The sequence below is a fragment of the Cetobacterium sp. genome, assembly GCF_048470075.1.
In the GTDB taxonomy this organism is placed as follows: Bacteria; Fusobacteriota; Fusobacteriia; order Fusobacteriales; family Fusobacteriaceae; genus Cetobacterium_A.
Genome location: NZ_DBGBQB010000387.1, coordinates 1 through 11,691, shown reverse-complemented (window position 1 = coordinate 11,691; position 11,691 = coordinate 1). Strand labels below are relative to the sequence as shown.

The 11,691-nt window shown below is 30.9% G+C and carries 11 protein-coding genes; 6 read left to right on the top strand and 5 right to left on the bottom strand.

Annotated elements, in window-relative coordinates; all coding sequences use genetic code 11:
* Positions 1 to 565 (top strand): hypothetical protein (locus ACMOUI_RS13470; protein WP_418966206.1); only part of this gene is annotated, 565 nt, incomplete at its 5' end.
* An 11-nt stretch (positions 566 to 576) separates the two neighbouring features.
* Positions 577 to 1,005 carry a hypothetical protein gene (locus ACMOUI_RS13465; protein WP_418966205.1) on the top strand — a complete coding sequence of 143 codons (429 nt, stop codon included), beginning with the start codon at positions 577 to 579 and terminating at the stop codon, positions 1,003 to 1,005.
* A gap of 68 nt (positions 1,006 to 1,073) precedes the next feature.
* Here the strand turns inward: ACMOUI_RS13465 and nfo are convergent, their stop codons facing one another.
* Positions 1,074 to 1,940, bottom strand: coding sequence for a deoxyribonuclease IV (gene nfo, locus ACMOUI_RS13460; RefSeq protein WP_418966204.1), 867 nt, complete (start codon positions 1,938 to 1,940; stop codon positions 1,074 to 1,076).
* Between the two features lie 167 nt (positions 1,941 to 2,107).
* On the opposite strand from nfo, the gene ACMOUI_RS13455 reads away from it, so the two are divergent.
* From ACMOUI_RS13455 to ACMOUI_RS13445, 3 genes are read left to right on the top strand one after another with little or no spacing between them, the layout of a single operon-like run.
* Complete coding sequence (locus ACMOUI_RS13455; RefSeq protein ID WP_418966203.1) at positions 2,108 to 3,199, top strand: alanyl-tRNA editing protein; 1,092 nt, start codon at positions 2,108 to 2,110, stop codon at positions 3,197 to 3,199.
* A 59-nt stretch (positions 3,200 to 3,258) separates the two neighbouring features.
* Positions 3,259 to 4,305 (top strand): 23S rRNA (adenine(2503)-C(2))-methyltransferase RlmN, encoded by a 1,047-nt coding sequence (gene rlmN, locus ACMOUI_RS13450; protein ID WP_418966202.1) that lies wholly within the window; start codon positions 3,259 to 3,261, stop codon positions 4,303 to 4,305.
* An 18-nt stretch (positions 4,306 to 4,323) separates the two neighbouring features.
* Positions 4,324 to 6,525 carry a transglycosylase domain-containing protein gene (locus tag ACMOUI_RS13445; RefSeq protein ID WP_418966201.1) on the top strand — a complete coding sequence of 734 codons (2,202 nt, stop codon included), beginning with the start codon at positions 4,324 to 4,326 and terminating at the stop codon, positions 6,523 to 6,525.
* A 42-nt stretch (positions 6,526 to 6,567) separates the two neighbouring features.
* Here ACMOUI_RS13445 and ACMOUI_RS13440 read toward each other — a convergent pair whose 3' ends face one another.
* From ACMOUI_RS13440 to ACMOUI_RS13425, 4 genes are read right to left on the bottom strand one after another with little or no spacing between them, the layout of a single operon-like run.
* Positions 6,568 to 7,365, bottom strand: coding sequence for a Cof-type HAD-IIB family hydrolase (locus ACMOUI_RS13440; RefSeq protein ID WP_418966200.1), 798 nt, complete (start codon positions 7,363 to 7,365; stop codon positions 6,568 to 6,570).
* A gap of 18 nt (positions 7,366 to 7,383) precedes the next feature.
* Positions 7,384 to 8,184: a MipA/OmpV family protein gene (locus ACMOUI_RS13435; protein ID WP_418966199.1), complete on the bottom strand. Its 801-nt coding sequence runs from the start codon at positions 8,182 to 8,184 to the stop codon at positions 7,384 to 7,386.
* Between the two features lie 16 nt (positions 8,185 to 8,200).
* Positions 8,201 to 10,003 carry a polysaccharide deacetylase family protein gene (locus ACMOUI_RS13430; RefSeq protein ID WP_418966198.1) on the bottom strand — a complete coding sequence of 601 codons (1,803 nt, stop codon included), beginning with the start codon at positions 10,001 to 10,003 and terminating at the stop codon, positions 8,201 to 8,203.
* Positions 10,004 to 10,018: 15 nt separating this feature from the next.
* The gene (locus ACMOUI_RS13425; protein WP_418966197.1) at positions 10,019 to 11,134 is read right to left on the bottom strand and encodes an aminopeptidase; all 1,116 of its coding nucleotides are present in this window, start codon (positions 11,132 to 11,134) and stop codon (positions 10,019 to 10,021) included.
* 145 nt (positions 11,135 to 11,279) lie between these two features.
* Here ACMOUI_RS13425 and yaaA point away from each other — a divergent pair.
* The coding region (gene yaaA / locus ACMOUI_RS13420; protein ID WP_418966196.1) for a peroxide stress protein YaaA at positions 11,280 to 11,691 on the top strand (412 nt) is incomplete at its 3' end.

Below are 11,691 nucleotides of genomic sequence, written 5' to 3'. Positions count from 1 at the left end.
TATTTTCAGGAGGAGATACACAATGGTTGATTTTAAAAAAATTGATACTATGATAGAGCATATTGAAGAGGGCACTGTTCCAGAAGGTAAGAGTTTCAATGAATTTGCAGTAGACTTTTATCTTGAAACTAAAACTCTAACTTTGTCTAAGTATTTAAGATTAAAGGATAAGAGTTCAAAATTACCTAAAATTATGAATACTAAAAAAGCTGGTGAAGTTCTTTTTGAAACAGAGAAAAATGATGAGATTAGATCTTTCCTATCAAGAAAAGGATTTAAAATTATTCCAGAGTTAAACTATACAGCGGTTATGCTTCTTAGAAAAGTAGACCTTTTTACAAATTGGCAAAAGCTGGTTTTCTTTTTTGAAGGTGGGAGAACTGTACAAGAGATAAATAGCTCATTAAAAAAGGAGCTTTTACCTATGGAGATTGAAAAATTAGAAAGATTTATAAAAGAGGAGCTTCGTTTAAATGATCAAGAGTTAAACTGGTTCTTAGGTAAAATGGAAAAAGTCGAAAAAGATAAAGCTCTATATAGAGCTATTAGAAAACTTACTAAATAGGGAGAACAAAAATGAAAAAATTATTATGTGGATTTTTATTACTTTCATCTATGGCTTTTGCAGCAGAAGTTTCTAGAAAAGAGGCAGATGCGTTAAAAGATAGATTGAAAATGTATACTGTTGGATATCAAAAAAGAGCTTTTACTATGAAAAATCATCTAGGTAAAAGAGAGATTGTTATAGATTCTAAGTTAAGAGATTTACCTCAAACTTCAAGAACAGCTTTTGGAGATACAAGATACAACAGATCTTCTGACTGGGAGATGAATAGAGAGAAGAGAGGAATTCAATACTTCTCAGTTCCAGGAACAACAAGAAGAAAAGCTGTACAGAAGATAGATGGGAAATATGTTGTATTCTTCTATAATGCTATTGGTAAAAATGATAACATGGTTGAAGATACACTAGAGGATGTAAAAAAAGCATTAGAGAGAAACTAATCACCAATAGTTTCCTATGTAAAAAAAGACACAGATTTAAAATCAGTGTCTTTTTATTTTATACTTATCTAATCTATAAAGCTTCTTAACAACTCAATCTCTTGTTTCCAGATAGTTTCATCTATTGTTTCCATCACTATGGGAATGTTTCTAAATCTATCGTCATTCATAAATCTTTTGAAAAAATCAATACCTAAAGTTCCCTCTCCTATACTGTGGTGTCTATCTTTTTTACTACCAACACCAAACATAGAATCATTTAGATGAATACCTTTTAAATATTTAAATCCAACTATTTTTTCAAAAGCATCCATAGTTGCATTGTACTCCTCCTCTGTTGACAATGCATATCCTGCAGCAACAGTGTGGCATGTATCTAAGCAAACTCCAATTCTAGTTTTATCTTCAATCAGTTCTATTATATCTCTTAGATGTTCAAACTTATATCCCATATTTGATCCTTGTCCAGCAGTATTTTCCAATACAACAATAACATTTGGAACAGCTTTATGTGCTCTATTTATTGAGTCTGCAATCAATCTGATACATTCATCTTCACTTACCTCTTTTAAATGACTTCCAGGGTGAGTGTTTAAGTATATAAGTCCCAATTGATTAACTCTTTCCATCTCATCTAAAAAAGCGTTTAATGATTTTTCTCTTTTCTCCTCGTCGGGACTCCCTAAATTTATAAGATATCCATCATGTGGTAAAATCTGTTCAGGAGAAAACTTATATCTTCTCATAGCATCTTTAAACTCTAGAATTTCATTCTCAGTATATGGCTTTGCATCCCATCTTCTCTGGTTTTTAACAAACATTCCAAATCCATTGGCATCTATAGCAATTGCATTTTTAAAGGCATTAGCTACTCCACCCTGTATAGATACATGGGCACCTAAGTATGTATTTTTAATTTTTTCCTCTCTTGTCATATATACACCTCTATATAAATTACTCATTATTTCATCACTTGTATATAGTATAGCACAAACTATACTTTTTGAATAGAGTTTTAAAGTGTTAAAATACTTTTTTGAAATAGATTGAAATACTGGGAATATCGTTATAAAATAGAGTATCAAAACATTTAGGAGGAGCGATGATTAAGGTACTTTCATGTATTAAAGAAAAAGAGAACTGGATTATTGAAGTGGAATCACATAACCTGTATATAGACGGTAAAGGTGGACAAATAGGGGATCAAGGGTATATAGGAGATACAAGATTTTTAACTGTAATAGATGACAATAGAGTTATAGTTGAAAAAGAGTTACTTCCAGGGGAGCACACATATACTATAGATGAAAATAGAGTTTTTGATATTGGAGTACAACATACAGCTCAGCATCTTTTTTCGGCTATTGCATATAATGATTATAGATTAAATACTGTTGGTTTTAGAATGACTGAAACATATACGACTGTGGATTTAGATTCTAAAGATTTAGATGAAAAATTTGTTGATGAGTTAGAGAAAAAAATCAATAATGCTATTGGAGAGGGAAGAGCAATTTTAGAAAAAGTTGTAACAAGAGAGGAGGCTAACTCCATAGATACATTTAGAAAAAAAATCAGTGATAAAGTTACAGGTGATGTTAGGATAATAACAATAGATAGTATGGATACAAGTGCTTGTGCTGGATACCATGTATCCAATATATCGGAGATTAGAGTTTTTAAAATTATAAATTTTGAAAAGGTTAAAGGAAATTATACTAGATTCTATTTTTTAAGTGGAGAGAGAGCTATTGAAGATTTTATAAAAAAAAATAGAACAATAAAAGAATTAAACAGAATTTTTAGTTGTAGAGATAATGAGATACTATCTATGGTAGAAAAGTTCAACAGTGAGAAAAAGGAGGTGGAGAATAGATTTAAGGACTTAAATACAAAATATTGTGATTTTTTAATAAAAGAGCTTCTTACTGCTCCTTTTGAAAAGGATGGAAAGAAATATATAGTATATAGAGATGATAAGGATACAATAGCAAATTTAAACAAATCTATTCCAGAGGATTTCATCTTTATTGGTCTTTGGGAAAATGCAGGATTGATCTCCAGTAAAGCTATTGATTGTGGAGAGTTATTAAAAAGAATATCTCTTTCTTTAGATATAAAAGGAGGAGGAAAAGGAGAGAGAGCTAACTTTAAAGGTGATGTTTCAGTAGCGGAGATTACAAATATATTGTAAAAGTCTGAAATATCTGTTATAATGAAAATTAGGTATTTATTAGTAACAATGGAGGAAATATGTCGAATAAAATAAATTTACTTAATTTAAATGAACAAGAGCTTACAGACTTTATAGTTTCTTTAGGAATGAAGAAATTTTACGGGAAACAAATCTTTACATGGTTAAATCAAAAAATTGTAAGGGACATAAATGATATGACAAATATATCATTAAAAGATAGAGAGTTACTTGCTGAGAAAGCGTATATCCCTTTCTTAAATCTATTAAAACATCAAGTATCTAAAATTGATAAAACTGAAAAGTTTTTATTTAAATTAGAGGATGGAAACACAATTGAAAGTGTTATATTAAGACATAAAGATAGAACTACTTTATGTATCTCATCACAGGTTGGATGTGCAGTTAAGTGTGGATTCTGTGCCACTGGTATGGGTGGATTTACTAGAAATCTAGATGTACACGAGATTACAAACCAGTTCTATACAATTGAGAGAAGATTATTAAAACAGGGATTACAAATTAATAATATAGTATTTATGGGTATGGGAGAGCCCATGCTTAATATTGATAATGTTATTAAAGCTATTGATATCTTATCGAGTGAAAAAGGTGTTAATATCTCTAAAAGAAGAATTACTATTTCAACATCTGGAATAATTCCAGGAATTGAAAAACTACTTGAGGAAAAGATTCCTGTGGAATTAGCTATCTCTTTACACAGTGCTATTGATGAAAAGAGAAGTGAGTTAATGCCTATAAACACAAAATATCCACTAGAGGATTTATTCCCAATATTACAGGAGTATCAAAGACAAACAAAAAGAAGAATCACTTTTGAGTATATCTTAATCAATGACTTTAACGTTTCTGATAATGATATTGCTTACTTAGCAGATTTTGTACACAACTTTGACCATATATTAAATCTGATTCCATGTAATCCAGTGGATGGAAAAGATTACCAAAGACCTTCACAAAAGAAGATTGATAAGATCTTTAATTATTTAAAAGATTTTAGAAAAGTTAATGTTACTGTAAGAGGGGAAAAAGGGACTGATATTGACGGTGCTTGTGGACAATTAAGACAAAAAAATCTAAAATAATTAAAATGGAGATATTTTATGAAATGGAAAATTCTTAAATATGTTGCCATATTTATTGTATCTTTAGGTATTGTTGGAGGGATTGGTGCAGGTCTTTTAGTTAATAAATACTACAAGGAGTTGCCAAATGTTTCAGAGCTAGTTGAGAATTATAGTCCTCCTATTCCTACTACAATTTATGATAGAAATGGACAAATAATTGATGTTATTTCAAAGGAAACAAGAGAGCCTGTGGATATAGAGAATATTCCACAAAGTTTACAAAATGCTTTTATAGCCATAGAGGATAGACAGTTTTTAACTCACTATGGAATAGACCCATTTAGAATTTTGGGATCGGCCATAGTCAACTTAAAATCTGGAAGAGCAGCTCAGGGTGGAAGTACAATAACTCAGCAATTAGCTAGAAACGCTTTTCTATCTCATGAAAAAAAATTCTCTAGAAAAATAAAAGAGATTATAATAACATTTGAAATTGAAAGAAAGTATACAAAAGCTGAGATAATGGAGAAATACTTAAATGAAATCTATTTTGGTTCAGGGGCTTATGGTGTTAAAACAGCAGCATATAACTTTTTTAGAAAAGATATTAAAGATGTGAACTTAGCTGAATCAGCACTTTTAGCAGGAATACCAAATAGACCAAATATGTATAATCCAAGAACAAATCTTGATAAATCATTAACTAGACAAAGATTGATATTGAAGCAGATGTTTAAATTTGGTTTAATAACTGAAGCTGAGTATGAAGAGGCTTTAAAACATAAGTTTATCAATGAGTCTAAAGCTTCATCTAAAGATTTCAAAGATAAAAACACAACAATTGTCTATGGAGCTATTGATAAGAAGATTGAGTTCAATGCTCCTGATTTTACAGATTTAGTTGAGAAATTCCTATTTGAAAACTTTGAAGAGAAACAGATCTATAATGATGGGTTAACTGTTCAAACCACTTTAGATTTAAATATACAAAAAGTAGCTAAAGATAAGTTTGAAAACTATCCTCGTTTGAAAAATGATAAGAAACTTCAAGGTGCTATGGTAACAATAGATGCTAAAAATGGAGAGGTTATAAGTATTATAGGTGGAAAAAACTTTAAGACTGGTAATTTCAATAGAGCCGTACAGGCTAAGCGTCAAGTTGGATCATCCTTTAAACCATTTATATACTATACAGCATTAGAAAAGGGATTTGAAGAGAACTTAGTTGTAGAAGATTCTAGAATTGTATTTGGAACATGGGCTCCAAGAAACTTTGGAGAGAGATATTATAATGGAATGACCTTAATGCAAGGTTTTGATAAATCTCAAAATATTGTTTCAATAAAACTTTTAAATAAAGTTGGGATTCCAGCTCTTATGGATACTATGAAAAGAGTTGATGCTGGATTTATAGTTCCAAACAACCTTACGGCAGCACTGGGAACAACAGAGGGTACACCACTTCAAGTTGCACAGTCATACGCTGTGTTTGCAAATGGAGGTTACTCTGTAAAACCATTCTTTGTAATGAAGGTAACTGATAAATTTGGAAACATTCTATATGAAGCAAAACCTCAGATAGAACAAAAATTTGAAAGTGCTGATATAGCTCTTATGACTAATATGATGAAAAACTCTGTTAAGCAAGGAACAAGTAGAAGTGCTCAAGTTAAAATAAACAATGTCCCTATTGAACAGGGAGGAAAAACTGGAACTACAAACAATTCAAGAACTGTTTGGTACTCTGGTATGACTCCTGACTATGTTACGACTATATATGTTGGATATGATAATAATGATCCACTATATAAAGCAACAGGAGGGGGAGTGGCAGCACCTCTTTGGAAAAACTTCTATCAGGAGATTATCGAAAAGGGTTACTATACTCCAACAACATTTACATTCTTAGATAACCATGTTAAAAATGGCGATTTGACTTATCAAGAGTTAGATCCTTTATCTGGTCTGTTAAATGGTGGACCTTCAGATAAAACTTTCCTATTGAGAAGAGGAAGAATTGCAGTGGAAAAAGATGGTAAATATAGTAATGGAATTGCAGGTGTTCTAGGTTACTACGTTCCTACTCAAGAAGCAGCTTCAAAAAATGAAGCTATGTCACCAGAGGAAGTAACAGGTTCAGCTCCTCAGCAGATTACTCAACCAGTTCAACAAAAAGCTCCTCAGCAACAAAAGAAAGAGGAGAAAAAAGGGTTCTTCCAAAGATTGTTTAACTTTTAAATAATTCAAAAAAAGAGAGAAGATTATCTTCTCTCTTTTATATTATAAAAACAGTTCTTGAAGTTTCTTTGCTACTCCATTTTCTGCATTAGTTTTTATTACCTCATTCTCTGGAAGTAAAGCCTTTAATCTTGGGCTTCCATTTCCCATAATAAATCCTTTTCCAACAGATGATAGCATCTCTAAGTCATTTAGTCCATCTCCAAAGGCTATGGTATCTTTTAAATCAATTCCCTCTTCTTTTAAGACTTCCTCAATAGCACTAGCTTTAGAAACTCCCTCTCTCATCACTTCTAAACACGATCCCAATGAAAGTGTTATATTAAGTCCCTCATGGAATTTTTTTCTCAATTTTTGTTCTAACTCACTAATATGCTCCTCATTATCACATATGAAGAAAAATTTTGTAATATCTTTTCCAACTAGGGATTGAAAAGGAGCTATCACATGATGAAATCCTGATTCTTTATGGAAAACAAGCGCTTCCTCTAAAGGTGTTTCAGCAATCCACTCCTCATCTAAATAGACATTTTTATGTAAGTTTTCATTGTATTTATAGTTTAATAACTCTTTAGCTAAACTAGCTGGTATATTGTGAGATATAATCTCTTTATTGTTATAGTCATGCACTTTAGCACCATTTGAAGTTATAAGAAAACTATCTAGTCCCAACATATTTTTAAATGTCATTGCATCATTGTGGTGTCTTCCAGTTGCTATTATGAACTTTACTCCAGAATCAACAACTTTTTTAATAGTTTCTTTTGTTTCTTCAGATATAGTGTGATGCTCATTTAATAGTGTTCCATCTAAATCACATATAATTGCTTTGTATTTCATTTGTTCTCCTTAAATTTTTTAGAAGTAATACTTTGCTCCTATTCCTACTAAGTATAAAACTCCATCTTCTACAATAGGTGAGTCTGAAATTTCACTAGAGAATTTTTCCACACCTAAAAATGCCATAAGAGCCACATTATCAGCTAATCTATAATCAGCTGTTAAATTAAGACCAACTGAATAGGCCGCATCTGCTTTATAAGCCCCATCAATTCTACTATTTCTTCTAGCTTCATCTGAAGAGACACCAAAGTAATAATCTGTATAGTCTCCAGAATATCCTTTAACGTGAATCGAAGGAACTATTGTAAGCTTTTCATCAACTCTATAAGCCTTATATGCACTTAACTTTCCCTCTCCTCCATGTTCTCCAACTTGAGCTAAAAGACCTGTTTTAATTCCATAGAATCCAGTGTCGGCATCTAATCTAATACCAAACATAGCTTGGAATTTTCTATCGTCTATATTGTCATACCCTCTTGCCAAGTCCGCTCCATCCACTGCAAATCCAGCTAATGGATTAACGAATAATGACGCTGCAAAAGCATCATCTTTATAAAATTGATAACCTACAGTTATTCCTTTTACATATAGATCATAGTAGTTAATATCTAATAAAGGTAATGGATAAACTCTATCATCAGCACCTTTATATATACTATCAGAAAAACCGGCCCCTAATCCAATTCCTAATCTATTCCCTGTATCATTGTCACCCTTATAGATACTTTCTACTAATTCAGCTTCTGAGACTACTTCCCTAGCTAGCATTGTAGAGGAAAGTGTTAGAGCTAGCAACCCCATTAATATTTTTTTCATATTAATCCTCCCTAAGTTATTTTTTCCCATAACTCTTTTCTTCTCTTTTAATTTTTATAAAGTTATATCTACCTGAAACTTTTCTTTTAAAATTAAAAAGATTATTTGTTGGAAATATCCCTATTCTTCTAATTTCAAATAGATCATCAGAAAATACTATACTTCCTGAATCTGTGGCCACAGCAAACTTGTAGGCGGCATCTTGAGGTATTTTTTTAACCTCTTCATTTAAACTACCATATGGATATGCAAAAGATAGTAACTCCTTTCCAATAGTTTTCTCTATATTGTTTTTAGAGTTAAATATCTCTTTTTTTGCCACATCTATATTCAATTCAGCAAGTCTAGGGTGAGATGATGTATGTCCTCCAAACTCTATTCCATAGTTTTGCATCTCCAATAGCTCATCTTGAGTCATCAATGTAAATCTTTTCTCTGGATTTCCTGGATTGTCCACATCCCATTTATTATATTCTATACCATCTAATATATATATAATACCTTTAAAATTATATTTTTTCAAGATAGGAAAAGCATTTTCATAATTATCTTTATAGCCATCATCAAACGTAAGCATAATCCATTTCTTATCTTTATCAAATCTCTTTTTATACCCATTATTTAGCATATCTTTAAAAGTTACAGTTTCGTATCCTTTCTTTTTAAGATATTTCATCTGTTCTTCAAATTGCTCTACAGTTACATAAGTTCCATGAACCCCTTTTTCACTTTCATCTTTTATAACTCTATGATACATAATAACAGGCATCTCATATTTTCTTTTTTTTACAATCTCTCTTTGATATATTTTCTCAATATTTTCTACTATATTTTCTAATGAGAACTCCTCTATAACTTTTTCTCTTAAACTTTTAAGTTCATCTTTACTTATATTAAACCCTTTATCTATTTCAGGAATTACATCTGTCCATCTAAAAAGAGGGGTTTGATTTAAAGATATATCTCCAAAGTTTGATTTTAAAGCTAACTTTAACTTATCATTAGTGACTATACCAACAGATTCAGCCTCTCCAATTGCCAAAACAGGTACTTCACATAGTATTGCTTCCACAGCAACCCTTCCAGCTCCTATAACAATAGATGACTCTCTTATTTTTTCAGAAACATTATTTACATACCCTAAAAATTCTACATTCCCTGTAAATTTCTTAAATCTTTGAGGAATCTCTTTTCCACCTATAACTTGGATTTTAAAATCCTTTCTTCTATGTAAAATATCTAGTAGATTATAAGTTACATCTCCCTTTGGACCAGAAAGTCTTCCGATTATAGAGATAATCTTTTTATTTTTATCAACAGTGTCTAAAATGCTTTTTTGATACTCTCTTGTATTAATCATATTTCTAAGAACTGTTATATTTTCAGGTTTTACCTTTAAATCATTAATAACATGATCTCTTATATTTTCACAAACACTCAATGAGTAATCTCCAAATGCTTTAACTAATTTTCTGCTTAAGTGTACTGGTTGTCTCCCATGTATTGTTGTAACAAGTGGGATTTTTGCTATTCTACAAGCTATAGCACAGCTCCAAGATGATGCTCTTGAATGAGCATGAACAACTTGAATATCTTTTTCTCTGATTATCTTTAAAAGTTTTCTAACCTGACTAACTCTATCTTTAAGTTTTCTTTTATTGAACTCTATCTTTTCATACTGTGCGTTTGTAGGTTTAGTTAAAGTATCTGAAACTATATAAACCTTGTTCCCTCTCCTAATAAGTTCATCACTTAGAACCGTTCCGTACACCTCAGCACCAGTTACCTCTAACTGTGAAAGTGCCATAAGTATATTCATTATTAAATCCTCCTACTACTTTAAATTTTCTGGATTCAACACTTCTAACTCTTCAATTACAAAGATTCCATCTTTTCTGATTAAAACATCATCAAACCAAATCTCTCCACCACCAAAATCTGGTCTTTGAATTAGAACTAAATCCCAATGTATAGCTGATTTATTTCCATTGTCAGCTAACTTATATGCCTGTCCTGGAGTAAAGTGAATACTTCCAGCTATTTTCTCATCAAATAGTGTATCTTTCATAGGTTTTAAAATATATGGGTTTACACCAATAGCAAACTCCCCTATATGTCTTGCACCCTCATCTGTATTTAAAATCTCATTTAATCTCTCAGTATTATTAGCTGTAGCTTCTATAATTTTCCCATTCTCAAATTTGAAACAAACATTTTCAAACGTAGTTCCTTGATAAACTGATGGTGTGTTATAAGTTATAACTCCATTTATAGAATCTCTTACTGGAGCTGAGTAAACCTCTCCATCTGGAATATTTCTAAGCCCACAACATTTTACTGATGGGATATCTTTTATAGAGAATGATAAATCTGTTCCAGGACCAACAATTCTAACTTTATCTGTTCTATCTAAAAGAGCAGTTAATGAATCCATTGCCTTACTCATTTTAGAATAATCTAGGTTACATACATTGAAATAGAAATCTTCAAAAGATTCTAAAGATGTATTTGCTAATTGAGCCATTGAGTTATTTGGATATCTCAATACAACCCATTTTGTATTATTAACTCTTTCTGATAGATGCACTGGTTTCATAAAATAGTCTGTATATATCTTCATTTTATCTGAATCTATATCTGATAGCTCAGATGCATTTTCAGAACCTCTAATTGCGATATAGGCATCCATATCTTTCATTCTTTCTAACTCGTACTTTGCCATTAATTCCGCTTGAGTTTGATCCATATTTTTTAAAAGCTCTCTAGTAACACTTTGATCCTTTATTGTTACAAAAGGATGTCCACCAGCAGCGTAAACTTCTTTTACTAAAGCTTTAACTAAACTCTTTGAATCCTCTCCAATAGATTCAATTAAAACTTTTTCTCCTCTTTGTACTCTACATGAGTAAGTAACTAAATTTTTTGCTAGTATTTCAATTCTCTGATCCACGGTAACCTCCATTTAATCACATATTATATTCTATAATTATACAATGAAAAGCTAGAAATATACAGTTAATTTTTTAGAAATGTAATTTTTATACTTCTATATATTAAAAGATGCTATAATAGAGATATAGATAAGGAGGGATTATATGAAACTATTTTTTTCCCCAAGTAAGGGTATGAAGTATAAAAATTGTCAATACACCATAGATAATTTAGAGGTAGATAAGCATTTAAAAGAAAAAACAGATTATTTAATCTCTGTGTTAAAAGAGTTTTCAAAAGAGGATATAGGAGAGAGATTAAAAATTAAAGATAAGTTACTTGATGAGGTTTTTAGTATTTATAAAAATTTTTATAATCAAGAGGAGAGGGAGGCAATCTGTCTTTATGATGGTGTTAGCTATAAGCAGATTGAGGTTGAGAGCTATTCCAATGAAGATTTTAAATTTATTCAAGAGAATATATTTATCTTTTCAGCTCTATACGGAGTTATAAATGCGACCACTTTAATTAGACCTTACCGTCTTGATATGACAAATAAGATACTCTCTATATCTC

Bases quoted from the DNA above. Each gene is read 5' to 3' on its own strand.
- ACMOUI_RS13465 (WP_418966205.1), top strand. From the start codon at position 577: ATGAAAAAATTATTATGTGGATTTTTATTACTTTCATCTATGGCTTTT.
- nfo (WP_418966204.1), bottom strand. From the start codon at position 1,940: ATGACAAGAGAGGAAAAAATTAAAAATACATACTTAGGTGCCCATGTA.
- ACMOUI_RS13455 (WP_418966203.1), top strand. From the start codon at position 2,108: ATGATTAAGGTACTTTCATGTATTAAAGAAAAAGAGAACTGGATTATT.
- rlmN (WP_418966202.1), top strand. From the start codon at position 3,259: ATGTCGAATAAAATAAATTTACTTAATTTAAATGAACAAGAGCTTACA.
- ACMOUI_RS13445 (WP_418966201.1), top strand. From the start codon at position 4,324: ATGAAATGGAAAATTCTTAAATATGTTGCCATATTTATTGTATCTTTA.
- ACMOUI_RS13440 (WP_418966200.1), bottom strand. From the start codon at position 7,365: ATGAAATACAAAGCAATTATATGTGATTTAGATGGAACACTATTAAAT.
- ACMOUI_RS13435 (WP_418966199.1), bottom strand. From the start codon at position 8,184: ATGAAAAAAATATTAATGGGGTTGCTAGCTCTAACACTTTCCTCTACA.
- ACMOUI_RS13430 (WP_418966198.1), bottom strand. From the start codon at position 10,003: ATGAATATACTTATGGCACTTTCACAGTTAGAGGTAACTGGTGCTGAG.